This is a genomic window from Pedobacter sp. MC2016-24 (genome assembly GCF_015223055.1).
Classification (GTDB): domain Bacteria; phylum Bacteroidota; class Bacteroidia; order Sphingobacteriales; family Sphingobacteriaceae; genus Pedobacter.
Map to the genome: position 1 here is coordinate 103,094 of NZ_JADFBX010000004.1, position 25,290 is coordinate 128,383.

General features: G+C 41.1%; 24 protein-coding genes, 1 other RNA gene and 1 pseudogene. 17 read left to right on the forward strand and 9 right to left on the reverse strand.

Features of this window, described 5'->3' with window-relative positions; genetic code table 11:
• Position 1: 1 nt before the first annotated feature.
• Genes IM797_RS11320 through traN form a run of 9 tightly spaced genes read left to right on the forward strand, consistent with a single transcriptional unit; the run spans position 2 to position 7,070 of the window.
• Positions 2–667 (forward strand): hypothetical protein, encoded by a 666-nt coding sequence (locus tag IM797_RS11320; protein ID WP_194127245.1) that lies wholly within the window; start codon positions 2–4, stop codon positions 665–667.
• On the forward strand, positions 664–1,329 hold the full coding sequence (locus IM797_RS11325) for a hypothetical protein (protein WP_194127246.1): 666 nt from the start codon (positions 664–666) through the stop codon (positions 1,327–1,329). Before IM797_RS11320 ends, IM797_RS11325 begins: the two co-directional genes overlap by 4 nt.
• On the forward strand, positions 1,326–1,988 hold the full coding sequence (locus tag IM797_RS11330; protein WP_194127247.1) for a hypothetical protein: 663 nt from the start codon (positions 1,326–1,328) through the stop codon (positions 1,986–1,988). Before IM797_RS11325 ends, IM797_RS11330 begins: the two co-directional genes overlap by 4 nt.
• The gene (locus IM797_RS11335; protein ID WP_194127248.1) at positions 1,985–2,758 is read left to right on the forward strand and encodes a hypothetical protein; all 774 of its coding nucleotides are present in this window, start codon (positions 1,985–1,987) and stop codon (positions 2,756–2,758) included. Before IM797_RS11330 ends, IM797_RS11335 begins: the two co-directional genes overlap by 4 nt.
• Positions 2,759–2,768: 10 nt before the next feature.
• Positions 2,769–3,926, forward strand: coding sequence for a plasmid transfer protein (locus tag IM797_RS11340; RefSeq protein ID WP_194127249.1), 1,158 nt, complete (start codon positions 2,769–2,771; stop codon positions 3,924–3,926).
• An 11-nt stretch (positions 3,927–3,937) separates the two neighbouring features.
• Positions 3,938–4,549: a conjugative transposon protein TraK gene (traK, locus tag IM797_RS11345; protein WP_194127250.1), complete on the forward strand. Its 612-nt coding sequence runs from the start codon at positions 3,938–3,940 to the stop codon at positions 4,547–4,549.
• The gene (locus IM797_RS11350) at positions 4,527–4,964 is read left to right on the forward strand and encodes a hypothetical protein (protein WP_194127251.1); all 438 of its coding nucleotides are present in this window, start codon (positions 4,527–4,529) and stop codon (positions 4,962–4,964) included. The genes traK and IM797_RS11350 overlap by 23 nt, the downstream gene beginning before the upstream one ends.
• 5 nt (positions 4,965–4,969) lie before the next feature.
• The gene (traM, locus tag IM797_RS11355) at positions 4,970–6,211 is read left to right on the forward strand and encodes a conjugative transposon protein TraM (RefSeq protein ID WP_194127252.1); all 1,242 of its coding nucleotides are present in this window, start codon (positions 4,970–4,972) and stop codon (positions 6,209–6,211) included.
• 10 nt (positions 6,212–6,221) lie between these two features.
• Positions 6,222–7,070, forward strand: coding sequence for a conjugative transposon protein TraN (gene traN / locus IM797_RS11360; RefSeq protein ID WP_194127253.1), 849 nt, complete (start codon positions 6,222–6,224; stop codon positions 7,068–7,070).
• 17 nt (positions 7,071–7,087) lie between these two features.
• On the opposite strand, the gene IM797_RS11365 is transcribed toward traN, so the two are convergent.
• On the reverse strand, positions 7,088–8,359 hold the full coding sequence (locus IM797_RS11365; protein ID WP_194127254.1) for a type II toxin-antitoxin system HipA family toxin: 1,272 nt from the start codon (positions 8,357–8,359) through the stop codon (positions 7,088–7,090).
• 5 nt (positions 8,360–8,364) lie between these two features.
• Positions 8,365–8,634 (reverse strand): helix-turn-helix domain-containing protein, encoded by a 270-nt coding sequence (locus tag IM797_RS11370; protein WP_228098819.1) that lies wholly within the window; start codon positions 8,632–8,634, stop codon positions 8,365–8,367.
• Between the two features lie 254 nt (positions 8,635–8,888).
• Between IM797_RS11370 and IM797_RS11375 the strand changes: the two genes are divergently transcribed.
• The 7 genes and pseudogenes from IM797_RS11375 to IM797_RS28700 form a co-directional block, all read left to right on the forward strand.
• Positions 8,889–10,895 carry a type IV secretory system conjugative DNA transfer family protein gene (locus IM797_RS11375; protein WP_194127255.1) on the forward strand — a complete coding sequence of 669 codons (2,007 nt, stop codon included), beginning with the start codon at positions 8,889–8,891 and terminating at the stop codon, positions 10,893–10,895.
• Between the two features lie 35 nt (positions 10,896–10,930).
• On the forward strand, positions 10,931–11,359 hold the full coding sequence (locus tag IM797_RS11380) for a hypothetical protein (protein WP_194127256.1): 429 nt from the start codon (positions 10,931–10,933) through the stop codon (positions 11,357–11,359).
• A gap of 180 nt (positions 11,360–11,539) precedes the next feature.
• Positions 11,540–12,820: a DUF4099 domain-containing protein gene (locus IM797_RS11385; protein ID WP_194127257.1), complete on the forward strand. Its 1,281-nt coding sequence runs from the start codon at positions 11,540–11,542 to the stop codon at positions 12,818–12,820.
• Positions 12,820–13,440: a hypothetical protein gene (locus IM797_RS11390; RefSeq protein WP_194127258.1), complete on the forward strand. Its 621-nt coding sequence runs from the start codon at positions 12,820–12,822 to the stop codon at positions 13,438–13,440. Before IM797_RS11385 ends, IM797_RS11390 begins: the two co-directional genes overlap by 1 nt.
• A gap of 286 nt (positions 13,441–13,726) precedes the next feature.
• The gene (locus IM797_RS11395) at positions 13,727–13,927 is read left to right on the forward strand and encodes a hypothetical protein (protein ID WP_194127259.1); all 201 of its coding nucleotides are present in this window, start codon (positions 13,727–13,729) and stop codon (positions 13,925–13,927) included.
• Between the two features lie 298 nt (positions 13,928–14,225).
• A complete protein-coding gene (locus IM797_RS11400; RefSeq protein WP_194127260.1) occupies positions 14,226–14,381 on the forward strand; it encodes a hypothetical protein in 156 nt (51 codons plus the stop codon).
• Positions 14,365–15,153, forward strand: a pseudogene (locus IM797_RS28700) (recombinase family protein); the annotation flags it as partial. The gene IM797_RS11400 and the pseudogene IM797_RS28700, both read left to right, overlap by 17 nt.
• Before the next feature lie 722 nt (positions 15,154–15,875).
• On the opposite strand, the gene ssrA reads toward IM797_RS28700, so the two are convergent.
• From ssrA to IM797_RS11420, 3 genes are all read right to left on the reverse strand, one after another.
• Positions 15,876–16,241: a transfer-messenger RNA gene (gene ssrA / locus IM797_RS11410) on the reverse strand.
• Between the two features lie 66 nt (positions 16,242–16,307).
• Positions 16,308–17,510 carry a pyridoxal phosphate-dependent aminotransferase gene (locus IM797_RS11415; protein WP_194127261.1) on the reverse strand — a complete coding sequence of 401 codons (1,203 nt, stop codon included), beginning with the start codon at positions 17,508–17,510 and terminating at the stop codon, positions 16,308–16,310.
• A 135-nt stretch (positions 17,511–17,645) separates the two neighbouring features.
• Positions 17,646–18,041 (reverse strand): DUF1573 domain-containing protein, encoded by a 396-nt coding sequence (locus IM797_RS11420; RefSeq protein ID WP_194127262.1) that lies wholly within the window; start codon positions 18,039–18,041, stop codon positions 17,646–17,648.
• A 131-nt stretch (positions 18,042–18,172) separates the two neighbouring features.
• On the opposite strand from IM797_RS11420, the gene IM797_RS11425 reads away from it, so the two are divergent.
• Entirely contained in the window at positions 18,173–20,596 is a 2,424-nt protein-coding gene (locus IM797_RS11425; RefSeq protein ID WP_194127263.1) for a thiamine pyrophosphate-dependent enzyme, read from the forward strand.
• 63 nt (positions 20,597–20,659) lie between these two features.
• Here IM797_RS11425 and aroC read toward each other — a convergent pair whose 3' ends face one another.
• From aroC to IM797_RS11445, 4 genes are read right to left on the reverse strand one after another with little or no spacing between them, the layout of a single operon-like run.
• Positions 20,660–21,751: a chorismate synthase gene (aroC, locus tag IM797_RS11430; RefSeq protein ID WP_194127265.1), complete on the reverse strand. Its 1,092-nt coding sequence runs from the start codon at positions 21,749–21,751 to the stop codon at positions 20,660–20,662.
• 32 nt (positions 21,752–21,783) lie between these two features.
• Positions 21,784–23,037: a 3-phosphoshikimate 1-carboxyvinyltransferase gene (locus tag IM797_RS11435; RefSeq protein WP_194127266.1), complete on the reverse strand. Its 1,254-nt coding sequence runs from the start codon at positions 23,035–23,037 to the stop codon at positions 21,784–21,786.
• A gap of 3 nt (positions 23,038–23,040) precedes the next feature.
• Positions 23,041–24,180, reverse strand: coding sequence for a chorismate mutase (locus IM797_RS11440; RefSeq protein ID WP_194127267.1), 1,140 nt, complete (start codon positions 24,178–24,180; stop codon positions 23,041–23,043).
• A gap of 53 nt (positions 24,181–24,233) precedes the next feature.
• The gene (locus IM797_RS11445; protein WP_194127268.1) at positions 24,234–25,070 is read right to left on the reverse strand and encodes a prephenate dehydratase; all 837 of its coding nucleotides are present in this window, start codon (positions 25,068–25,070) and stop codon (positions 24,234–24,236) included.
• Positions 25,071–25,290 lie beyond the last annotated feature (220 nt).

A 25,290-nucleotide genomic window follows, 5' to 3' on the forward strand; every position in this document is an offset into this window, starting at 1 on the left:
TATGAAACTACTCACATTTTTTATGCTCCTGACCATTATCGTGGTAAAAGCCCGATCGCAGGTTTTGTACGTAGATCCTGCTACATCAGCTGCAATTCTTACACATAGTAATACTATTGACGGGCAACTTAAGAAATCAAACAATAACCTGACCCTCATCCAGCGCGGACAGTTGGCCGTTACTGGTCAGCTGGTCATTGTCAATGACCTGCAAGACCGTATTTACCGCGGGCTTTCTGAAGTTGCCGGAGTCATTCACAGCCTGACCACCATCAAAGAGATCGCGGACATCGGAATTGATATTGTTTCCGATGTAGAGAAAGCCATTGTCATTGCCAAAAGTAATCCGGTGTTACTACTGTTCGCGGAAGAAAGTGCCAGGGAATTCAAAGGGCGGGCGACCGCTTTGGCTATTGAAGTTAGCAGCTTTGTCCTCAAAGGTGGTGCGGGAAACCTGATGGATTCTGGAGAGCGGGCTAAAATGCTCAATCATATTGCCAATGAACTGCGGATTCTTCGTGGCCTGGCCTATGGAATGCACAGGGCTATGTACTGGGCAAATATGCAAGGTGTTTTTCGCGCACTCAATCCCTGGCAGAACTGGATTAATATGGATGTGAGAATTGCCAATGATGTGATTAGTCAGGCTAAATACTTAAAGCCATGAAAAGTCTTTTTCTTTTGAGTTTTTTACTCACATATATGCTTGTAGCAGAAGCTCAGCAAAAAGCACTGAATATTCCCGGCCTGCACCAGCTCGTATCGGATTCTAAATCCGAACATAAGTTGCAAACAGAAGCCAAAAACCATCAGGCCCTGGTATCGGCTAATGAGTACCAGAATAAAACCATGCTGGCTAGACTCAAAAACCGATACCGGGAACTTCAGGAACGTTATCAGGCTTTAGGTACGATCCTTACCGCGGCCAACATTGGCATTAACGCCATGCCAATGGTCGATCATATAATTGCCAATCAAATTGGGATCTATGAGATTGCTGCCGATGACCCGGCTTTCCTGGCCATTGCTTATACCTCCGAAGTTGAATTTGTCAACAAGGGCAGGAGTTTAGTCAATTATCTGATAGGATTAAGCGCTAATATCGGCGCTATCAACCAGATGAAGATCTCTGACCGAAAGGTGTTGTTTGATTTTATCCTGACCGAGCTCAATCTCATTCAGAATTTGTCGGCGAACCTGCTGATGAGCATGCAATTCAAACAGGCCAATGGATTGATCAAGTCTATAAATCCCTTTCAGGGATACATAGACCAGGACAAAGCTATTGTATCTGACATCATTCGCAATGCCAAATACCTGACCAGATGAGAAGCGCGATGTCATTTTTATTCCTGGTGCTGATGTGTGGTCATCAGGTTTCTGCCCAAAGGATTGTATTTGATTCAAAACATTTCCAAACGGTCAGTGAAAATGCTGCTGTCCGAACCTCTGCAGAGCTGACTCACCAGCAATATCTGGAGAAGATCGATCAGAATCTACAGACCATAAATGTCAATACCGGTTCAATCGTATTGGCGCAAAGTATGATCTATAATGGTTTATCTAACGTAAATTCTGCCTTGAAAAATGGGCTGGCGATGCGGGAACTGTCTGTAATCATCGCTGAAATTCTTCGCTATAGCGGACAGATGCTGGACATGGCTAAAGGTGAGCCTTACCTCTTACTTTTTGCTGAACAAATTGGCAATGAGATGAAAGGCAGGTCCATAAACTTGGTTACGGATGTTTCCGGCTTCATTCTAAGTTCCAATATACTTGCTGATTATAATAGCCGTGATCAGTTGATGCGGCGCATTACCCAGCAACTCCAGATTATCCGGGGTCTGGCTTATGGCGCATACCAGGCTATGTACTGGAGCAAGCAAAGAGGAATTTTTAAATCGGTCAATCCTTTCGCAGAGTTTATCAATTCTGACCGGCAATTCGTAACTGACATCATTCGTAATGCCAAATACCTTAAACAATGAAGTACTTACTCTTAATGATCTTGTTTTTACCAGGTAAATGCCTGATCGCCCAAAAGAAAATCAATGATGAAAGTATGCGCTACCAACAGGAGCGCATGGTTTTCAAGCAGTGGGACAAGAAGAAATTTACGCCCACGAGTGGACTTCTGGGTTTAAACCCCTATTACTGGTTGACATGGGGTTTGATGCCAGGTTATAAAAAAACTGACTTGCGTCCGCTGAGTGCTACCGGCCCGCAGACTCAGCGTCTGGGATTGGTCGGTGTGATGAACGAAACCGAGCGGTCTTATAAACTGGAATCAGATACACTCCGGAATACTACGCTAATAGAAATTGCTACCCATTCAGGAGTTTTGTCCGCTACTGATCCTTTATGGGTTTTGTATTACAGCAAGGAACTCAAACCTGTAATGGAGCATTCAGCTAACGGTATTTTAAGTCCATTACCTGCAAAAGTTCAGGCTGCGGTGATTTCTGAGGGATTATATAATTGGTACAAGCATGAGCTGGAAATCCTAAAGGAAAGGCTGGATGGCGCCCGTACTGCAGATATGGATCGCGGCTCCCGCATTCTGGCCTACCACAGAATGCTGATGGAGTACCGGACGCTCGCGGCAAGATGGGCAATCCGGACAGCTTCTGCCGGTTTGAATATTGGAAGGGCTGCAGATCAACAGGCTGTAAGGGGCAACCGTGTGGAGATACAGTCCTGGACACCAGAATCGGATGCCGCCCTGGCCAGAGAAATCGTTCGTAGTCGCAAATTTTAATCCCTAATTAATGAAAAAAAAGAAAGTTATCAGTATTAGCATGATGCTGATCATGAGTTTGATCAGTACGCTCGGTTACAGTCAGACAACCGATGAAAAATATAAAAAATCACTAGAATACCTGCAGGGAACCGGGATCTATGAAGAGGGCATGATGGTTTTTTTGTCCAATTTGAAGAATAGCATTTGGTCACATTTTGATTTATTCATCAATGACGCGAAGGCCTTGGCAGCGATTTTTATGATCATTTTCTTTGCGATCAAGAGTTATGAAATGATGGCAGGTGACAAAAAACTGGAGATCATGCCACTGCTGCGTCCCTTCGGACTGGTGATGGTGATACTTTGGTGGGGTGCTTTTGTAAAGGTTATCGCGTATCCGGCAAAACTGGTGTCCATGCAGACCGAGGAGATGTTCAATTCGGAACAAAAGAATGTGAATAAACTACGCTTCGAACGCGCTGATTACATGTTGAAAGTGGCCAATGCCATGTACAGTTTTCAAGCCGAGACCGAAGTGGCTCATAAGGAATCTGACAGTTGGTATGAAAAAGCATGGGATACCGTCAACAGCAGTGTGATGGAAAAGATATCCTCTGTCGTTATGCCTATTGTTGAATTGAAGAACAGACTTTCTGTCGGGCTTCAGTTGTTTATGACTCAATTGCTGGAATTGTTGGCGATTTGGCTATTGAGAATAGCAGTTTATATTGTCTTTATCATCCAGATTATTTATTCCAGTATTCTTGTAATACTAGGCCCTTTTGCTGTTGCGGCGAGTATTCTACCTGCTTTTCGGGACAGCTTCAGTACCTGGATTGCACGCTTTGTATCTGTCAGTCTGTATACTGGAATTGCTTACCTAATCATGTACATCATGGCGCTGATGCAGAAATTTGCATTGAGTTCCGAAATCAGCAAGTACAAGGAATTGATAGATCTTGATGCTGGGAGACTACAGAAAATAGCTTGGTTTGCCTCTAATGGGGTACTTTCTTTCGGTACGGTTATCGTCACGTTTGTCATCGGGGCAATTTGTATGTTCACCGTCCCTAGTATCAGTACCTGGATCATTTCTACCTCAGGAATCAGTTCAGCTGCTTCTAACTTCGGACGCGGTGCCGGAACGGTGAAAGGCTTAGCCAAATCCGCCATTAAAAAATTCTAATCTATAAGCATATGATCAAAAATATTGAAGCCAAAATTCGATTGGCCAGCCTTATTGTACTTGTTAGTTTTTTGACTAACATCATCATTTCTGGTTTGGTTTGCTTTTGTTGCTATAATCTGGTTTTGAACTCTCGCAAAAGCATTTATGTGCTGGACAAAGATGTTCCGATTCTGGCCAAACAGACGGATGTTACCAATAACCGCCCAGCGGAATATCGGGCACATGTAGATCTTTTTCATAGTATCTTCTTTAATCTCACGCCGGATGATAAATTCATCGAGTACCAAATGAAACGGTCTATGTACCTGGTCGACGAAAGTGGGGTACAGCAGTATAATAATTTGAAGGAAAAGGGGTTTTTCACCTCTGTTCTCAGTTCAAGTTCTGTGCTTACGTTGCAAACCGATTCCGTCTTTCTCGACCCTCAGCGTAAATATTTCCGGTATTACGGTAAACAAAAGATTGACCGCCGTAGTGCCACGGTATTGCGTTCACTGGTCACTGAGGGCTATCTGAAAGATATCCCCAGATCGGAAAATAATCCGCATGGTGTGCTGATTATGAATTGGAAAACACTCGAAAACAAAGACCTGGAAAATGTTCAAAAAAATACATTCTAACCGCGACCCTGAGGTCACATTCTTTTCTGAGCTTAGAAAGGAGTTCGGCAGCCATTTTTTAAGAGCGGAAAAAGTAATAGTATACTTCCTCAAAGCCAATCCAAGACCACTTTTTGCATTGATGCTGGTATTGATCATTGCTTCTTCCATTCTTTCTTTTACCGTTTTCAGGGATACCGGAGGAAGCTCAGCAGGTAGCTTGCCTGCTAAATCCCGTCAGGAAGCACAATCCATTCCAGAAGCAGCGTCAGGTTTTGACAGAATCCTGGAGACCGGCGCAGCGCTTAAAGAAACCATCGCCATTAAATCGGAGGTAGAAGGTATCATTGCCAAACGGCAGCTTAGTGCGGAAGATAGTGTTCGCTTGTCGCGGGCGCTTGACCGGTTGGAGCATTTACAAAAATCTATAAAATGAATTTTATGAAAATCAATTTTAAACAACCCAAGTATGTGATCCCATTGCTCATACTGCCGTTTATCTGTCTTTTTTTCTATGTCTACAGTAGCAGTAAATCGGATCGGCAAGTGGTCGATCAGTCTCAGGCTAACGGTATACAGGGGCACATCGGCAGTGTTTCCCCAGAGATGGAAAAGAAAGCGCTGGATGATAAGTTGGAAGCATACCGGGGTGCTTACAAAGAAGCCGACGGCTATACGGCGATTAATTTACTAGAGGAGGAGCAGTCTGCAAATGCCACTTATGGCAGCAAATATACTTCGGCAGAAAAGCGGGTCCTGGATTCTATTGAGTTGGTCATGCAACTGAAGCAAAACCAGAAGTCATCGGGTGCTTATGTATCGGACGCAATTCCGTACGCTAGCGGGCCTTCCGGTCAGCGTCAGGCCATTTCCAGGTTAAATCAGCAGGATCAGGATTTGGCCAGGGCTTTATCCAATCTGCATGCGGGTAATGAAAGCGGTACCCCAACCAGAAACGTTCGGGATTTTCAGCAGGTAAAAGAAAAAGATCCTATGGAGATTTTTAAAGCACAGATGGCCTATATGGACAGTGTGAGTAAAGCGGGTGATCCGGAATACCAGGAGGAAATGCAGCGTCAGACGGCGATGAACAAAGCTGAGGAGTTGAGAAAGCAGCAAATCAAACTTGATGTGCGCAAAGCGGATTTGCCCAATTCAGTTTTTAATACAGTCAGGCCGAACCAGAATGAAACTTTCATCATGGCCATTATTGATGAGAATGTTACTGGCTATGCTGGTTCAAGGATAAGAATACGTTTACTGGAGGATATAAAGGTAGGTGGTCATCTGGTCAGTAAAGGCAGCTACCTGTATGCCAGGATCAGTGGTTTTTCCGATCAGCGGGTTACGCTGTCGATACAATCGATCTTACTTGGTAACAAAATTTTGCCCGTTAAACTGGATTTATACGATATGGACGGGCTTTCCGGTCTGTATGTGCCAGAATCTGCTTTCAGAGAGTTTACCAAGGATCTGGGTGGAAATTCCATGCAAGGGGTAAACTTGCAGGGCAACTCACAGAATCAAAATCAATTCATCATGAGTACGGTTGACCGTATGTTTCAATCTACATCCGCTGCCATAGCCAGCCTGATCCGAAAGAATAAGGCGAAGATAAAATACAGTTCTTTTATCTACCTGATTGATTCGGAAGAACTTCAGAATTCACAAAAAAACTATTAATCAAATCCATATGAAAAATTTAATGTTGTTATTATCGCTGATTTTTACAATCGGACTGAATTCCTTTGCCCAGTTTGCTCATTTTGGTAGTGTTAGCAAAGCGGAATTGCCCACCGTTTTTTTATCGGGTGATATGTCCATTCATTTTGTGTCACCTGAACCTATCCAGTATGTTGATATTTCCAGCAAATCCATACTGGGTGACTTTCCCCTGAAAAATTTATTACGCATTAAAGCGCTTAGGGATACTTCGGGGAAAAATGTAGCTGAGCAAATGGGTGATGCGGTGGTCACCATTACGGGTGAAAAATTTATTGCACAATACCACGTGGTCTATAGTTCCGATCCATCGCCGAATACGCTGACCAAAATTGATATCCTTCCTGAACATATGCATTCCCTGGACATTTCAAACCTTGGGATGTCGCAGAATGAGTTAAAAGCTTATGCCATGCGCGTGATAGCCGAAAGGACGAAGGAATACCGCGTCCAGTCGAAAGCTTATGGTATCAAAGCGAGGTTGAACAATGTATTTACGCTCGATGATTATATCTTTCTGGATTTGAGCTATGAGAACCAGACCAACCTGAAGTATGATATTGATCAGCTTCGCTTTACTATTGAAGACCGTAAAGTGAATAAAGCTTCTACTGTTCAGGCTGTTGAAGTCAAACCGGAGTTCGTTTTGTTTAAACCCAATTCTTTTAAAAAGCATTTCCGGAATGTATATGTATTTAAAAAGTTTACTTACCCGGGCAACAAGTTGTTAAAGGTAGAAATGAATGAAAAGCAATTATCTGGAAGAGTCAGTACCATTTCGCTGAAATATAGTGAGATCTTAGGTGCGGATATTCTGTAAAGACTCTTTGACCATCGTTATAATTTAAAAGTGATGAAGTCTTTTTGCATTTCACTGATGATTTTTTCAGGAATCCCTAAAGCTAGCGCATGCTCAAGCCAGCTAGGGATCGCATTTTGTACACTTTCAATGATTTGCTTGGCTTTCTTAATCGTAAATTTATCAGCGATGGTCAATAAATCTTCAAGATTGATTTCTTTTCGTTTTCCATTGATAGACATTGCTCTGCTAGCTTTGAGGATTCTGATCAGCGGATTTAATGCGTAGGTAAGGTCATAGGCAGGAGACAGGCGCCATTCGTTGTCTTGCTCTTCGTATATAAAGGAATGATTTTTCAGGTGATCATCTACATTGAAAAAGATCACATTGAAAATCATTCTTTTGAATAATTCATCTATTTGTCTTGGTGCTACTTTCAGGTTCAGCGCGAGTTCAAAAAGATTCTCATAGCTGGAAACCTCAGGATCTTTAAAATCCCATCCTGTCATTCCTGAGGCTGTAAGAATGTGTTTCTTTTTGCCATTTTGCCTGTCAAACCTCATGGTGGCGAAGTGTTTACCTTCGATGAGCCTGGAAGGCATCATTTCTATGCCCAGTTCAATGGCTGTAAGGTAATAACAGTATTCTACCGTTTCCCTGCTGTAGGGATGCTCCTGGTCTGGAAGAGAAAGTTTAACCAGATAATGGTTGTATTCGGCGGAATATTCCAGATCGCCTGGAATGATCTTGCCGGTCTCTTTGTGTTGGGAAATCAGAATTTTTGGACGTGCTCCGCCTGCCGATGTGCCAATTTTGAAGACATTGAGTAGTGCTGCACTGTCTAGTTGTGCTCCGGAAGTATGGTGTTTCTGTTCGAGTACCTGGCTCAATACTTCGGTGATTTCATCTAGATTAATGCTGACGTTTTTCTTGATCTTCTTTCCCGGTCTGTATTCTAAAGCACCCATTCCCCTGTTTGCTACGTAAGCCAGTTGTTCAATGACAGAGATTTTTTCAAAATCTTTGTGGTTGGCCTCCAGCCATGCTTTAAAAATAATATTGCCGAATACATCGGGAAGTGAGTCCGCTATCATTGGTGGTAGTCCCCTGAAGCTTTCATTGTTGTATTTATTGAATAGCTGTGCTGCCGGGGTCTTTTTAAAAATGAAAGGAAACAGATTGCTGTACTTTCCAGATTTCAGGTGATCTGGATGGTATTGAAAGGTAGAAGTGTTCCTGTCCTCATCAAAGCCGATTTTGCCGATTTCTTCGTCAAAACAGTATAATGATATGATGTCATTCGTAGCCATGTTTTTTAGTAAAGTGATTTTTGCTGGTTTGCCCTGATTAGTTCCTGGAAATATTCATGAAAACTGTTGAGCAGGTCAAAATAGAGAAATGCTTTTAGCAAGGTATCTAATGTGGTATTCTTTCCCAGTTCAAGGTTCGAGACTGTAATTCTTGAAATATTCAGCTGGCTTGCAAATTCGTTCTGATTGAGGCCATGCTTTTTTCTGGTCGATTTGATCAGCTGACCAATCTCTAATTTTACGTCCTTGATAGTGACCTGTTCGAAAATATTCATTTTTGCATGTTATAATATTCAAATATAACCATTTTATTGTAAATGTATATTATAATATACATTTATTAATACTATGTTAATTTTTTTGTTTTGTAATTATGTATGTTGTATTATTCAAATATGGTTATTTATCGGTATTTGTATAATATATTATTCATTTTCTTTATAGTACAAATGCTCAATATATAGCGAGTAGAAATCTTCAATAGCCATGTCTGGCTTTCCTGTCTATTTATTATTTATCAATTTATTTTATGGAAGAAACCAAGGAAATGCAGAAACTGCATGGTTTCCTGCAATGTACAATTTACATGATGGCCGCTCTGGAAGCGGCCATTTTCGTTTTCATCGATGCCCCTTTCTGGGGCATTTTTAAGACCGTACTGGTCAAAATCAGCCACCTGGCTATTTACAAGGAAATCCTGTATAGCAAATTTGCCATCCTGACTATCGTCTGCCTTGTAAGTATTGGCACGCTATCTAAAAAGAAAGTTGACCTTGATCCGAAGAAAGATATCCTGTATCCGCTATCCCTGGGCCTGCTGTTGTTTTTTGGAAGCATGTGGTGCTGTAATAGACCATCACCAGTACTGTATTATGGGATCAGCGGTTTCAATTTTCTTTATCTGCTGACTTCTCTGTTGGGTACACTGATGGTTAGTTTGTCATTGGACAATGTGTCCAAACTGATCCGCTCAGGGATAGGTAAGGACAAGTGGAATGTCGATCAGGAAAGTTTTATGCAGCCGACTGAGAAAGTGGAGACGGAGAGTTCGGTCAATATTCCAATGCAGTTCTATCACAAAGGTAAAGTGCATGATGGCTGGATTAACCTTTGCAACATCTATCGTTCATGTTTAATAATCGGTACACCCGGTTCCGGGAAATCATTCAGTCTTATAAGCCCAATCATCAGGCAATTGATGGCCAAGGGATTTTGTTTATGCGTGTTTGATTTCAAGTATCCGGATCTGGGGAAAATCCTTTATTACCATTTTCTGCTGGCCAAACAGCGAGGTAAATGTAAGCATTACACTTTTCATGTAATCAACCCTTCTGAACCGGAAAAGAGCCGGAGGATTAATATTTTTCGGAAGGAGTGGCTTCAGACTTTGGGTGATGCATCAGAAACTGCGGAATCGTTGGTCGAGGCCATGAAGAAAGGAGATAAATCAGGAGGGAGTGATCAGTTTTTTACCCAATCAGCCATCAACTTTCTATCTGCCTGTATTTATTTTTTCAGTAAGCACCAGAATGGAAAATATTCAACTTTTCCCCATGTGATGGCTTTTATGAACAGGTCTTATGAAGAGATTTTCAATACACTGTTTGTTGAGCCTGAGCTCGCTTCCTTACTTTCTCCCTTTCGGAGTGCCTTCCAATTAAAAGCCTTTGATCAGCTGGAGGGACAGATCGGCACCCTAAAAGTTTTCATGAGCAGGCTCGCCACAAAGGAAACCTTTTGGGTTTTTTCTGGTGATGATTTCAACCTGAAAATTTCTGATCGGAATGAGCCAGGGGTCTTGGTGCTGGCAAGTAATCCAAATACACAGAACATCACTTCGGCCTGCTTTTCAGGAGTTATCAACCGGATGACGCGTTTGATGAACAGCCGGGGCAATCTGCCGAGTGCTTTGATTGTAGATGAATGCCCGGTATTGTATTGTCACCGGATTGAGAATGTGATTTCTACAGCAAGATCAATGCGGTTCGGTGTGGTATTGGGGATGCAGGAGCTTCCTATGCTTCAGCAGCAATATGGTAAGGACAGCGCGGCTGTAATAACCTCGGTAGTGGGGAATGTCTTTTCCGGTTCTGTTAGAAACAAGGATACTCTTGACTGGTTGGAGAAGTTATTCGGTCAGTCTAAGCAGATCACCGAAAACCTATCTATAGATCGGAATAAAACGTCGACTACATTGAATGAAAAACTGTCTGATTTAATTCCTGCTGGTAAAATTGCTGCGCTGAACACCGGGGAAATGGTTGGGCTGGTAGCTGCCGAACCCAAATTGAAGTACGACGGTAAGTTTGAAACTTCTGCAGTCCATTGCCGGATCAATCTTGATCAGGAAGAGCTCAGGAGAGAGGAAGCTGGCTACCAGGACTTACCCACTTATTACAATTTTGGTGATCAGAAGGATGAGATTCTGATGCAAAACTTCAACAGGATCAATCAGGAGATCGCTGAAATCGTGTTGGTATTTACTCCACCAAAGCCTCCTAAAGCTTCAATGCAATCAGGCCCGGCTAATAAATAACTCATTCACAAAATATATTAAAACCAATTGTAATTATGGAAGAACTCGTAGGAGAACTGGTTATCGTAAATCCACAATTGCCGTTCGATCCGGCAAATCAACAAGGAATGATTGGAACAATCATATTGGCTGACCTGAAAATGGATGAAATCACAGTGAATTTTGGAAATAATCATACTGGGGTATACGCAGCTGATGCTTTATTGACCCTGCAGTCAAAGCATGAAGTTTACCAGCAGGTGCTACTTGGCACGCAAACGTTGGACCAGGAGGATTACAAGACCATGCACCGGGTGAATATGTTCCAGGATATTAATACACGGGAATCAATTGCCAAAGCCTATGACTTATTGGCCGAAAATCATGCTGTATTGAAACTAGCAACAATTAGTTTACTGGAGCGCATTGATCTTTCACGTGGTACAGATCAGGGGCTTGATCGGGGATCGTCTCGCCGTAGGTAAATAATGGAGCATCGTCATATTAAGTCATGTCTTTTTATATGATCAAAAGAATGATTCTACTGTAAGACGCTAACAGGATCAATCAAAGGATTAATAAATCTCATTGGTAAGGCATCTCAAAGTGTCAATACATTCAGTTTATCCTCATCATCAATCAAAATAATAATCAACTATAGCATTATGGAAAATCTCGTAGGAGAACTTGTTATCGTTCATCCGGGTCTGAAAGTCGATCCGGCAGACCAACAGGGCAAGGTCGGTACGATCATATCTGCTGATCTGGAAATGGATCATATCTATGTCAGTTTTGGCACCGACCAAACGTGGATGTACTCTGCAGATGAGCTGCTAACCCTAAAACCAAACCAGGAAGTGTATCAGCAGGTATTGCAAGGGGTACAAACCTTGAAAAAGGAAGACTACAAGACCCTACTCCGTGTCAGTTTGTTTCAGGACAATAATACGCCGGAACACATCGCAAAAGCCTATGATTTAATAGCGAAAAATCATTCTGCGCTGTACCACGCAACAATGAGTCTGCAAGACCGCATCGATCTTTCAATTGGTAGAGATCAGGGTATGGAGATCGGAACATCTCCGACGGATAATACACAAACACTATTAAAATTAAATCCCTTCAATTACAATTATATGAATAAAGCAGAGATCAATCAGGAAAAGCTTCCGATGTTGGAACTAGAAAAGTATGGACTTGCAAAAGATGGCCAGATCCTAATAGACGCAAGAGATGTTCAGGCACTTTTGGAAGGTAGACGCTCAGATGTGATCCGGATTCTAAATGTGAGCAGTGACGGCAAGCAACTCAAAGAAGTGGATGCCAAAGTTTCTTTGAATGAGACTGAAGATGGTAAAGTGGAATTGAAATTTCATCCCTTGTACAAAGAGGCGACTTATCCGGATTTCCTAACGGACTTAGAGGCTGAAAAACTGCAAAATGGTGAAACCGTAAACATTACCAAAAGAATTACCGATGACGAAGGTTTACTTAAGGAAATTCTGGTCGAATTTGATGAAGTTAACAATGAGTTTGTGGTTACGGATGCCGAAAAAATAGTGGCTCCGGACATGATAAATGCCGAGTATTTAAGTGAACAGCAACGTAGTGCGTATCGAAATGGTAAGACTGTTGAGTTGTCAGATGGTACGAAATTCCGCTATTCCGGGATAGATCGTTTAGGTCTCAAGGCGAATAAAGTAGCGCTGATTGCATCGATTCTGATTGATGGCGGTATCTCTTACATTCTGTATAAGGGAATCAGTTCCCTCGCGAAAGGCGAAAAACAGGGAAGTGAGCAGGAAGCTTATACTGATGGATATCTTCGGGCCTACGAAGATTTTAAAGGTCAACAAGCTGAGAAAGAGCAGAAAATGAACAGTCTAAGCATATCCTACGAACCTTCTGTTTCTCACGGTTATACTAGGCAAGGAATTACCAGGTAATGTCTTCGGTATTAACAGAGTTGGGTATCAAAGATGAAGTACAGTTTTTTTTTCAGGATAATTTTACTGTTGATGCTAACGGTATGCTGACTTTTGACTACGGTCAGCATACTGAACTTTTCGGGCGAGAATTTCATCGAGTTCCAGTTACTGATCAGGTATGGATGGCAGGAGATCAAACCCTTAATCATGTAAGAACCATTGTTGTCTGCAGTTCAGCAATTGACGCCATTACATTTCTTTCCGTTAATTTGGCGTCTTATCAGCGTATTGAACAAGTACTTTTTATTTCGGTTGGGCTAATGGTACGTCAATCTCATATTGAATTGATCAGGTCGATTTCCAATCGAAGAAAAATTTGTCTGGTTATGCCTCGTCATGTTATTGGTTGTGTCGCGGACATAAAGCTGGCAACTGCAATTCGTGGACATGAATCAGTAATTAGACGGTCAATAAACAATGTTATTAATATTGAATTTCGCAATCAAAGTTATTCTTTCGGGTCTGATGAATTGTCCTTGTCGGCATTTGAAAAGAAAACAAAATTCAGATCACACATTCGTACCTATAAGCCAAGACATGTGATAAGTTTTTTAAACTTAGCTCAGTCAGAATACTAACGGTTAGGTCGGTTCTTATGAAGGTATAGCATTCTCTGGAAATCTCTTTCCGCTTTATCCTTATGCCATTTACCATTTGAACTTTTTGAAGATAACCAATAAACAAGCAGTACGATTCCAGCAACAATAAAAAAAGGATATGGATAATCCATATGCATCGAACCGTAAAGTGAACCTACGGCAACAAAAATGGTAAAGACCCAAAGGATTAGTTTCATATACTAAAAATAAGAAATTTTTGGGAACATCAATAATTGTTATCACAATAATCTTAATCTAACCCCTTATGAAAAAGCTTTTTAATAAAGTGGATCGCATCCGTGCCACTGGAATGGCTGTGCTTAAACTTCAACCTGAATCACCGTATTTTAAATATGCGGACAAGAACGTTACTGTTATTGATATGGGTATTCCGGATTTTAAATGTAGGGTTACCGTATTGATTCAGGGCGAAGCGGTAGATCTTACCATTGAGCAGGTTTATTGATCAGTCATTATGTAATAAATCTATGAGGATTCCCCGTGGTAGTAAATCCATCTATGTATCGTAATACTAATTGTAATAGTAATTTCCAGGGGTTTGGGCAAAAAGTAAATACGAATATCCAATGACCGGCATGAAACTGTAGGAAATTGTTTGATCTAGTCTAATATGTTACACCGTAAAGACTGCTCCGATAATCATGTTGTGCAGTGAAATCTTGAATAACTATACAAATCAACATTTAATCCAAGCGGCAAAAAAGTGCCCCCCTTCCTTTTATGAGAACTTAAATTTGTACCAAATGAGTAATTTCAGAGAATCTAAAAATAATGTAAAAGCGAAAGTCGAAGAAAATTATCGAGATCTAGAAGAGAAAAAAAGAATAAAAATGCTAAATTTAATAGCAGAAATAATTAGTAAAGCCATTTTAAAAGAACTGTATGAAAAGAGCAATTAGATATTTAAGATTTTCCAGACTTGGACAGAGTAATGGTTCGATCGAAAGACAGGAACTTATTACCGACCAATGGTTGGGGAATAATGATGTAGAGTTGGTGGATACTTTTATTGATAAAGGGCACAGTGCTAAAACTTTTGATCGTCCAGATTTTATTAAACTAAAAGCCTTTGTCCTGAAATATCATAAAAATGTCGATTATTTATTGGTAGATCAGATGGATAGGTTCAGCAGGGATGCTGGTGAAGCGATGAGCTTGGTAAAGGATCTTCAAAAAACATATCATATTCAGATCGTAAGTGTCTCTGAAGGAATTATATTCGACTATGATACTCCTGGTAGCTTTTTTAGGGCCGGTCTACAGTTTTTGTTGGCTGAGGATGATAATATCAATAGAAGCGTAAAAATTAGAGCAGGAAATTATACCGCAAGAGCTAAAGAAGGTCGCTATCTAAGTAATCTTCCTCCTTTTGGATATCGTAAGGTTGGTGAAGGGAAGGCGAGAACTTTAGAGATAAATGAACTGGAGGCTCCCGTTATAACTTTCATTTTTGAATCCTATTTGCGTGATGTGCCGTTGAATATAATCGGTCAGGAAGCAAAAAAGCTAGGTTACCTGCGAAAAGGAAAAATGACAATTGAACGGGTTTTAAAAAATCCGTCTTACGTAGGAATGGTATATGCCAGGGCTTTCAAGGAGCATCCGGGTGGTCTCTTCCCAGCTAGACATGAACCGCTAATTGACCTCACAACATGGGAGCTGGTTCAAAATAAATTGAGAAGGCCAGAGAAAACCCGGACAATTCTTGACGAAAATATTCCTTTGAGAGGTGTTTTAAAATGTCATTGTGGGCAACCGTTAACCGGGGCTCCATCCAGAGGTAAAGCAGGTAGGTATTACTATTATTACAAGTGCAAAATGTCTCGTCATGTTAATATAAGTGCGATAAAAGCGCATGATCAGATGCTTGGTATAAGTGAGCTGATGAGTTTGAAAACAACTGATGTTAGTTACATTAAGGAAACAATAGAAAAGAGTTTGGAGAAAGAATCTATTTCTAACAAAAAGTCAATTGCTGGCAAAAAGGAAGAATTAGATAATATCCAGGATAAATTAAATGCAGTAGAAGAAAAATTTATTAGTGATCAAATTACGCGTGATACTTATGACAGATGGACTTCAACTTATAATACCCAAATCTTTTCTATAAAAGCTGCTATACAAAGGATGGGAACTGATATGAATAAGGCATTTAAAATGTTAGCTAGACACTTAGACCTTCTGACAGATATGAAACATGTTTATACACAGGCTGATTTAATCGGAAAGCGTGAATTCGTAAAATTGGTGTTCGACAGCAATTTGTACTACTTTGAGGGTATCTATCGAACACCTACCATGTTGGAGATGTTTGATCATAACCGATTGAAAATGAAGGAGAAAGGTTTGCTTATTTATGAAAAAAAAAGGGGAATCTTAAGTGATTCCCCTCTGGGTGGAGCCGAAGGGGTTCGAACCCTTGTCCAGTTGTGTGATAAATTATGCCTTCTACATGCTTATTTTCCAATTAATTTTCGGGATCTGGCGGGCTGGAAACCGACCTTACCTTTCACCTTAGGTACTTTATCTCGCAACTGTATCGTACCTTACAATTGCCAGCGTTGTTATTTCGATGCCCCATATTCTAACCTAACATCGCAGCAGTCAGAGGGACAAAAGCAAACTAATTCTAAATTAGGCTGCTAAGGCGTAGTTATTTTCGCCAATCAAAGTGTGAACGTTCTCTTTTAAGTGCTCTCCGTACAACGCACTGCATGCTAACATACTTAGCGTCACCCTGTCAAATCCAAAACGGCCCCAGTAGTATGCTGATGATCTGAGGTTTAACTACTCCCTGCTGTCATCAGCATACAAAAGTACAAAAATTATGCTAATTTTCTACCAGGATATTGTTTTAAAGCAATATCTAGGCAATCCATCGCTTTATTTAAATCGTTTGTATTTAACACATATGCCATTCTAACTTCATTTTTACCGGAACCTGCAGAAGAGTAGAAACCGGTTGCAGGTGCCATCATTACCGTCTGACCTTCATGTTCAAAACTTTCTAAAATCCATTGACAGAACCGGTCGGCATCGTCAATAGGCAATTTGGCAACCACATAAAAGGCACCTCCAGGGTTTGGGCAAAACACACCTTCAATGGCATTTAACCTTTTTACCAGGGTGTCTCTGCGTAAGGTATATTCTTCATTAACTGCTTCGAAATAGCTATCAGGTGTGTCAATAGCTGCGGTACCGGCAATTTGTTCAACCATACCCGGACTCAACCTGGCCTGGGCAAATTTTAAACCCGATTTAATTACTTCCTTATTTTTGGTGATTAAACAGCCCAATCTGGCCCCACAAGCACTGTAACGTTTGGAAACAGTATCCATCACCACTACATTTTCGTCCAGTCCCTCCAGATGCATTGGGGAGATAAATTCTCGGCCATCATAACAAAACTCTCGATAAGCTTCATCAGAAAATAAAAATAAGTCATATTTCACACAAAGTGCTTTAAGTGCCTCAAGTTCTTCCCTGGAATATAAATATCCGGTAGGATTGTTTGGATTGCATATGATGATGGCCTTTGTTTTCTCTGTAATCAGTTTTTCAAATTCTGCGATCGGGGGAAGGGCAAAACCATTTTCTATATAAGACAGGATCGGTTTAACCACGACATTACTCATACAGGCAAAACCATTATAGTTTGCATAAAAAGGCTCTGGAATGATAATTTCATCACCTTCGTTAACGCAAGTCTGCATGGCAATTGTAATTGCTTCAGAGCCACCAACAGTGACCAGGATGTCTTCAGGCGTAATGTTGTAGCCCAGTTTATTGTAATATTCGGCAAGTTTGCTGCGGTAAGTTAAAGTGCCTTCTGAGGGCGTATAGGCCCATACATTGAAATCGATGTTCTTGATGGCATTGAGCATGCCCTCTGGCGTAGCAATATCTGGCTGGCCAATATTTAAATGGTATACTTTTTTACCATCTTTTTTTGCCTGGTCAGCAAAAGGAGTTAGTTTTCTTATGGGAGAAGCGGGCATTTGAATCCCTTTTTCTGAAATACTTGGCATATTGCTAATTATAATATAGTCCGAAAAGTAATTGCCTTTCAAAAGGCAGTTTAATAAGTTAGTTTTTTGCTGCAAAAGTAACAAAAAAAACCTCGTTGGTGTAACGAGGTTTTCAATCAAATATTTTGTAAAATTTTATTTGCTGGCTGCTCCCGCTACAGTTTCTCCTTTGATGTATAAAACTTTAGTGGTGGTTTTGGCATTAGAACTAATGGTAATGCTTTTGCTGAATGGAAGTGCAGCACCAGTCGGGTTATAAGTCACTTTAATTGTTCCGGCATCGCCTTTTTTAATCGGTGTTTGTGTGTATTCAGGTACTGTACAACCACAAGTTGTTTCAACTTTGGTGATGATCAATGGCTGATCACCAATGTTCGTGAACTTAAATTCAACAGTAGCCGGTTTGTTCAAGGGGATTTTTCCGAAGTCATGAGACTCCTTGTCAAACTTGAATTCCGCGGGTTTTGACTGAGCGTTGGTAGCAACACTTATACCTAACATTAACGTAAATAACAGAATTAGCTTTTTCATTTTAATATTCTTTTAGAACAAATTTAATGTTTTGATTCATAAAACAAAAAGTATTCCAGTATATAATTTCTGATACACAGTTGAGTCATACTTTAGATTTTATGTATCTTTGCCGCATAAACTTTTTGCTTATGACGCCAAATATTAAACTTACTACCAATCCTATTGACGCATCAGAGTTGAGTTTTGACGATTTCAAAACCATTGTGATTAAGGACTATAAGATTGCAGTAGAAAGCAGACAGGCCAGCTTGTTGGGACGTAAAGAGGTGTTGACTGGTAAAGCCAAATTTGGAATTTTTGGTGATGGCAAGGAACTTCCTCAAATCGCAATGGCAAAAGCCTTTAAGAACGGTGATTGGCGTTCTGGTTATTACAGGGATCAAACTTTTGCATTTGCAGCCGGAATTTGTACCATTAAAGAGTTTTTTGCACAATTGTACGCAAATCCAAGTGTAGAAGCAGATCCTGCCTCGGCAGGAAGACAAATGAACTGCCATTTTGCTACCCGTTCCATCGATGAAGATGGTAGTTGGAAAGACCTGACAGATATGAAAAACTGTTCGTCGGATATTGCACCGACTGGCGGTCAGATGGCGAGGTTGGTTGGTTTGGCCTATGCTTCTAAATTGTACCGGCAAAATCCGGAACTTGAATATTTAAAGAATTTTTCTGTTCATGGAAATGAAGTCGCATTTGGTACTATCGGAAATGCGTCTACATCCGAAGGTGTATTTTTTGAAGCCATCAATGCTGCCGGCGTATTACAGATCCCGATGGCGATGTCTGTATGGGATGATGGTTATGGTATTTCTGTTCCGGCAAAGTATCAGACGACTAAAGAAGATATTTCTGAGATATTAAAAGGGTTTCAACGTGATGAGAAGGGCGATGGTTACGAAATTTATAAGGTAAGGGGCTGGGATTATCCGGCGCTTTGTGAAACTTACCAGCGTGCCATTGATGTTTGCCGTGAAGAACATGTGCCTGTTTTGATCCATGTAACTGAGGTTACACAACCGCAGGGGCATTCTACTTCAGGTTCTCATGAACGTTATAAAGATAAAGACCGTTTGGCCTGGGAGAAAGAATACGACTGTATTCTTCAGATGCGTAAATGGATGATTGAATCGGCCATTGCTACTGAAGAGGAGATTCTGGAACTGGAGAGTGCTGCCAAAAAAATGGTTAGAGATACCCAGAAAGAGGCCTGGAATGAATTTTTAGCCTCAATAAAGGACGAAAAAGACCAGGTTGTCCAAATGATCAACAGTACTGCCAATGGTAATCCTGTATTGGTGAAAATTGCATCACAATTGGCTTCTACACCAGATGCTTTGCGCAAAGAAGTCATTTCTTCAGTTCGAAAAGCGCTTCGCTTAAGTGTGAAAAATCCTTCTGAGCAGCGGACTGAAATGCTCAACTGGTATAACGATCAAGCGGTTCTTAATGAAGACAGATACAATTCCAAATTATTTACCGATGGTAAGGAAAGTCCATTCCTGGTAGATGTCTTAAATGCCCAGTATTCAGATCAAAGTAAAATGGTAGATGGGCGTGAGTTGTTGAATGCCTGTTTTGATGCCAATTTTGCACGTGATCAGCGCCTGGTGGCTTTTGGTGAAGATTTAGGTGCTATTGGAGATGTAAACCAGGGGTTTGCCGGCTTACAGGCCAAGTATGGCGATCTGAGAATTACAGATACGGGTATCAGGGAAATGACCATTGTTGGTCAGGGAATAGGTTTAGCCATGCGCGGTTTAAGACCAATAGCAGAAATCCAGTATCTGGATTACCTGCTATTTGCTTTAAATGTGTTGAGTGATGATCTTGCTAGTTTGTCTTATCGCACCAAGGCCGGTCAGAAAGCTCCCGTAATTATCAGAACCCGTGGTCACAGGTTGGAAGGCGTATGGCATTCTGGTTCTCCGATCGGGATGATTCTCGGTTCGCTCAGGGGCTTACACCTTTGTGTACCGCGTAACATGACACAGGCAGCGGGTATGTATAATACCTTGTTCAGATCGGATGAGCCTGCTTTGGTGATTGAATGTTTAAACGGTTATCGTTTGAAAGAGAAATTACCGGAAAATGTTGGTGAATATACCGTTCCCTTAGGAAAGGCTGAAATTGTAAAACAAGGTACAGATATTACTGTTGTGTCCTATGGTTCAACTTTAAGGGTAGTAGAGGAAGCTGCAGAAGAGCTGGCACAGTTTGGCATTTCTGTTGAAATTATAGATCCGCAGACACTATTGCCTTTTGATACGGATCATTTATGTGCGCAGTCTTTATCTAAAACCAATAAATTGCTGGTTGTCGATGAGGATGTACCGGGTGGCGGAACAGCTTACCTGTTGCAGGAAATACTGGAAGTACAAAAAGGTTATTATCACCTGGATGGGCAGCCTAAAACCTTAAGTGCTAAAGCACATCGTCCGCCGTATGGTTCTGATGGTGATTATTTCAGTAAGCCCTCTATAGATGATGTGGTAGAAGCTGTTTACAAAATGATGAATGAAAGTAATCCTGGCCAATATCCTGATATTTTTTAAGGATACCTGCACAGAGAAAGATCCCGGTCTGCACCGGGATGACTATAAAAAACGAGCAGACTGTTAAAGTCTGCTCGTTTTATTTCTAAGCAGATGATCTGCAAGCACAAGTGCTGCCATCGCTTCTACAATGACTACTGCGCGTGGTACAACGCAAGGATCGTGTCGGCCCTTGCCTTTAATTTCAGCGGCTTCGCCAGCTGCGTTAATGGTTTGCTGGTTGTGCATAATGGTTGCTACGGGCTTAAAAGCGACCGTAAAATTGATTTCCATGCCATTTGAAATTCCACCTTGTATACCACCTGAAAAGTTAGTCAGGGTTTTGGGGTTTCCTTCTTCATTAGCTAGAAAAACATCATTGTGTACAGAGCCTGTCATTTCACTTCCGGCGAAGCCGGAACCATATTCAAATCCGTGCACTGCATTGATGCTCAGCATCGCTTTACCCAGGTCAGCATGTAATTTATCAAATACAGGTTCGCCCAGTCCGACCGGACAGTTTTTAACAATGCAATTGATTTTACCACCTACAGTATCTCCGTCTTTGCGAATGCCATCAATGAATTCAATCATTTGATTTGCAGTTGCCGGATCAGCACAGCGAACAATATTTTGTTCCCGTGTAGCCAGTAATTCCTCAATATTGTCACCTACAAGGTTTGGTGCCTGTATTTTACCCACTGAAGAGACGTGAGCAAATATTTCTATGCCGTGGTGTTTCAATAACAATTTGGCAATGGCTCCAGCAGCAACACGTGCAGCTGTTTCTCTGGCCGATGATCTGCCGCCACCTCGGTAATCCCGAATACCATATTTGGCATCATAAGTATAATCTGCATGGGATGGGCGGTAAACATCTGTATTGTGGCTATAGTCTTTACTCCGCTGGTCTTCATTAGGGATCAGCATGGCAATTGGTGTTCCGGTACTCTTTCCTTCAAATGTTCCTGAAAGTATTTGTACCATATCACTTTCCTTACGCTGGGTGGTAATTTTAGATTGTCCTGGTTTTCTTTTGTCCAGTTCAGCCTGAATAAAATTTAAATCTATAGGGAGCTGTGCCGGACATCCATCAAGGATTACCCCGATGGCTACACCATGTGATTCCCCGAAGGTAGAAATTCTGAATAGTTGTCCAAATGTATTTCCTGCCATGTTGATTTACGATTACGATTTTAGATTTACAATTAAATTTCCCGGATTTCAAATCCTGCTTTTTCCAGATCTTTCCAATAATCCGGATACGACTTGTCCACAACCTGGTAATCTTCCATCTCTATTTCTTTGATAAAAAGACTTAAAGGTGCAAAAGCCATCGCCATACGGTGATCTTCATAGGTACGGAAAGAAACCTTTTCCGGAAAACACAGGTCATCACAGTTTAAAGTGTAAACCAGATTCTGTTCCGTTAAAGTTACACCAATTTTAGCCAATTCATTCTGTAAAGCTTTCACCCGATCAGTTTCTTTGATTTTTAAAGTCTCCAGACCGGTAAAAGAAAGATTTAATCCTTTTGCTGCAGCACAGACAATAATGGTTTGCGCCAAATCCGGGCAATCTTTTAAATTTAAAACTTCGTCGATTGTCGTTGAGGTACCCGTCTTTAAGGCGATACCATTGGGTGTTTGGGAAGTGCGGACGCCAAATGGAATCATGATCTCCCTGATGCGGCTATCGCCTTGGAGGCTTTTTTCCTTTAAATAAGGTAAGCTAATGTTGGCTACTTCGGCCAAAGCCGCTATGCTGTACCAATAAGAAGCGGCGCTCCAGTCTGGTTCAACGACTAATGTTGCAGGTTTAAAGTTCTGAGCTTTTATAGCAATGCTATTCCCGGTCCAGGTGTGTTCAATACCTGCCTCAAGTAGCATATCTAATGTCATTTTCACATAAGGAACTGAAGTCAGCTCATCAGTGATGTGTAAAGTCAACCCTTGATTTAATGTCGCAGCAATCATCAATAAAGCGGAAATATATTGGCTGCTGACATCGCCTTTGATATGTACATCAGTTGTTTTTTGATGTAAAGGCCCTTTAATGAGGAGGGGTGGAAAACCTTCTGCCTCAGCATAGCTTAATTCTGCACCCAGGGTTTTCAGCGCCTCTGCCAGGATACCGATAGGGCGTTGTTTCATACGCTCCGTGCCTGTCAGCAAAAAATCACCTGGCAAGGCAGATAAATAAGCTGTTAGGAAACGCATTGCGGTTCCCGCCGGACCCACATCAACAACTTGCTGATGTGGATCGTTTGAGGAGATGTGGTTTAAAATATGATGTAGGGTAACTGTGTCGGCAGCATTAGACATGTTGTCTACCTTTACCAGCCCCTTGCTCAGGGCGCTGATAATTAACGCACGGTTACATTCGCTCTTAGAGCCTGTAAGCGTGATTTCTGTATCAATTTGTCTGCTTCCTTTGAAAGAAACAAGCGCGTTCTTACCCATTTATTACGACTTAACTTCTGTATGTGCTTCTGCAGCGATTCCTTTTTCTGCTTTACCCGCATTCATAATTTCAGTTTGTTTGCGGATAGACTCGCCATGCACCAGTTCCAGGAATTTCTCTGTAAAGTTCAGATCTAATTTTAGCGCTTTAGCAAAAGAAGCACCTTTTTTTACAATGGCATCCCAACGGTTCACCTGTAAAATGGTTACCTGGTTATCGCGTTTAAATTCACCGATTTTACCAACGATAGTCATACGCTCACCTAATTTTTGCAATAACAAATCGTCAATTTTGTCAATTTGTTTACGTAGGTCAGCCAATTGATCAGTAAACGCTTCGTTTTTAGATTCCGGTTCACGCACAGTCAAACGGTCAGCCAGTTCAGCTAAAGCTGCAGGTGTAACTTGTTGTTTGGCATCAGTCCAGGCTACAGAAGGGTCAACATGTGATTCGATCATTAAACCTTGCATGTCTAAGTCTAACGCTTTTTGAGAAATGTAAGGGATCAACTCACGGTTACCGCAAATGTGACTTGGATCGTTGATGATTGGAAGATCAGGGCACAATGTTTTCAACTGGATGGCGAGTTCCCACATCGGTTCGTTGCGGAAAGAGCTTTTCTCAAAAGAAGAGAATCCACGGTGAATGGCACCTAATTTAGTAATACCTGCGTTGTTGATGCGCTCTAAAGCACCGATCCACAATTGAAGATCAGGGTTTACCGGATTTTTTACCAATACAGGGATGTCAACACCTTTTAAGGCATCAGCAATTTCCTGAACGGTAAAGGGGTTTACTGTTGAGCGTGCGCCAATCCATAAGATATCCACACCTGCTGCCAGGGCTTCTTCAACATGTTTCGCATTGGCTACTTCCACTGCTGTAGGTAATCCTGTTTCAGCTTTAGCTTTTTTTAGCCATTCTAATCCGATGCTTCCGATACCTTCAAATTCTCCTGGACGGGTACGTGGCTTCCATATTCCTGCTCTTAAAACAGATACTTTTCCAGTTGCTGCTAATAAATGTGCTGTTGTTAACAGTTGTTCTTCAGTTTCAGCGCTGCAAGGACCAGAAATGATCAAAGGTTCGTTGTTGGTGTTTAACCAGGTGTTTAGCGGCTGAATGTTTAATTGTAATTTCATTGTTTGGGGTTTGGGGTGTTAAATTTTAGTGTTATTTTACGAAGGCTGTAGGTTTAAACTTTGTCGTTTTTTAAATACTCGCCCATGATGTTAAAGTTTACAGTGTATTTGAGGGCCTGACGGATTGCTTTGTCGTATTGTTCCGTATTTTTCCACTCCATATCTACATAAAAGTAATAGTCGTTTCTTTTACCCAGAACAGGCATACTCTGGATTTTGGTTAAGTTGACTTCTTGTTCTGCAAAGATGTTCAGCACTTTTGACAGTGCACCTACATAGTTTCCAACCTGGAAACAGATGGAGGCTTTATTAATTTCTTTCAACTCTTCTTTTTTGTCACTTTTCAAGATTAAAAAGCGGGTATAATTCTTTTTGTTTGATTCGATCCTGCGTTCAATGATATTCAATCCATAAAGTTCGGCAGCTAGTGTATTGGCGATAGCGACTGTATCTTTCAATTGCTCATCGCTGATTCTTTTCGCACAAGCAGCGGTATCATTCGCTTCGATGACCTGAATCTGCGGATAGTCGTAAAAGAAGTCTACACACTGACGGATGGCAATAGGATGGGAGATTGCATATTTTATATCTTCAAACTTGACGCCAGGTAAGGCCATCAGGTTCAATTGAATGGGTATGTAAACTTCTCCAACAACCGCGAAGTTGTATTCCCGGATTAAAGTATAGTTTGGTAAAAGGCTACCGGCAATTGAGTTTTCGATGGCCATAATCACAAAGTCAGATTTGCCATTTTGCATATTTTCACAGGTCTCTTTAAAAGAGTTGCACTCCACGGTTTCAATATCTTTACCAAAGAATTTGAATGCTGCTTCTTCGTGGAAAGATGCTTTAATGCCCTGAATCGCTACGCGTGGTACTTTTGTCTTCATGTGTGATTATATTTTCTTTTTTACTGGTCGGTTTTGGCTTAAACAAAAAAAAGTCCCGGCTTTAGGCCGGGACTTTCTATATACATTATATCTTTATGATTTTATTTGCATATCAGTCCCGGCTCTTACTAAAGTAGTAAAAGTAACCAAACCAATATGTTGTAACGTTCTTCATCTTTTTGTTTTTCAAATGCTGAAAGCCAGCATTTTTTATTTTTCT

Bases quoted from the DNA above. Each gene is read 5' to 3' on its own strand.
- IM797_RS11320 (WP_194127245.1), top strand. From the start codon at position 2: ATGAAACTACTCACATTTTTTATGCTCCTGACCATTATCGTGGTAAAA.
- IM797_RS11325 (WP_194127246.1), top strand. From the start codon at position 664: ATGAAAAGTCTTTTTCTTTTGAGTTTTTTACTCACATATATGCTTGTA.
- IM797_RS11330 (WP_194127247.1), top strand. From the start codon at position 1,326: ATGAGAAGCGCGATGTCATTTTTATTCCTGGTGCTGATGTGTGGTCAT.
- IM797_RS11335 (WP_194127248.1), top strand. From the start codon at position 1,985: ATGAAGTACTTACTCTTAATGATCTTGTTTTTACCAGGTAAATGCCTG.
- IM797_RS11340 (WP_194127249.1), top strand. From the start codon at position 2,769: ATGAAAAAAAAGAAAGTTATCAGTATTAGCATGATGCTGATCATGAGT.
- traK (WP_194127250.1), top strand. From the start codon at position 3,938: ATGATCAAAAATATTGAAGCCAAAATTCGATTGGCCAGCCTTATTGTA.
- IM797_RS11350 (WP_194127251.1), top strand. From the start codon at position 4,527: ATGTTCAAAAAAATACATTCTAACCGCGACCCTGAGGTCACATTCTTT.
- traM (WP_194127252.1), top strand. From the start codon at position 4,970: ATGAAAATCAATTTTAAACAACCCAAGTATGTGATCCCATTGCTCATA.
- traN (WP_194127253.1), top strand. From the start codon at position 6,222: ATGAAAAATTTAATGTTGTTATTATCGCTGATTTTTACAATCGGACTG.
- IM797_RS11365 (WP_194127254.1), bottom strand. From the start codon at position 8,359: ATGGCTACGAATGACATCATATCATTATACTGTTTTGACGAAGAAATC.
- IM797_RS11370 (WP_228098819.1), bottom strand. From the start codon at position 8,634: ATGAATATTTTCGAACAGGTCACTATCAAGGACGTAAAATTAGAGATT.
- IM797_RS11375 (WP_194127255.1), top strand. From the start codon at position 8,889: ATGGAAGAAACCAAGGAAATGCAGAAACTGCATGGTTTCCTGCAATGT.
- IM797_RS11380 (WP_194127256.1), top strand. From the start codon at position 10,931: ATGGAAGAACTCGTAGGAGAACTGGTTATCGTAAATCCACAATTGCCG.
- IM797_RS11385 (WP_194127257.1), top strand. From the start codon at position 11,540: ATGGAAAATCTCGTAGGAGAACTTGTTATCGTTCATCCGGGTCTGAAA.
- IM797_RS11390 (WP_194127258.1), top strand. From the start codon at position 12,820: ATGTCTTCGGTATTAACAGAGTTGGGTATCAAAGATGAAGTACAGTTT.
- IM797_RS11395 (WP_194127259.1), top strand. From the start codon at position 13,727: ATGAAAAAGCTTTTTAATAAAGTGGATCGCATCCGTGCCACTGGAATG.
- IM797_RS11400 (WP_194127260.1), top strand. From the start codon at position 14,226: ATGAGTAATTTCAGAGAATCTAAAAATAATGTAAAAGCGAAAGTCGAA.
- IM797_RS11415 (WP_194127261.1), bottom strand. From the start codon at position 17,510: ATGCCAAGTATTTCAGAAAAAGGGATTCAAATGCCCGCTTCTCCCATA.
- IM797_RS11420 (WP_194127262.1), bottom strand. From the start codon at position 18,041: ATGAAAAAGCTAATTCTGTTATTTACGTTAATGTTAGGTATAAGTGTT.
- IM797_RS11425 (WP_194127263.1), top strand. From the start codon at position 18,173: ATGACGCCAAATATTAAACTTACTACCAATCCTATTGACGCATCAGAG.
- aroC (WP_194127265.1), bottom strand. From the start codon at position 21,751: ATGGCAGGAAATACATTTGGACAACTATTCAGAATTTCTACCTTCGGG.
- IM797_RS11435 (WP_194127266.1), bottom strand. From the start codon at position 23,037: ATGGGTAAGAACGCGCTTGTTTCTTTCAAAGGAAGCAGACAAATTGAT.
- IM797_RS11440 (WP_194127267.1), bottom strand. From the start codon at position 24,180: ATGAAATTACAATTAAACATTCAGCCGCTAAACACCTGGTTAAACACC.
- IM797_RS11445 (WP_194127268.1), bottom strand. From the start codon at position 25,070: ATGAAGACAAAAGTACCACGCGTAGCGATTCAGGGCATTAAAGCATCT.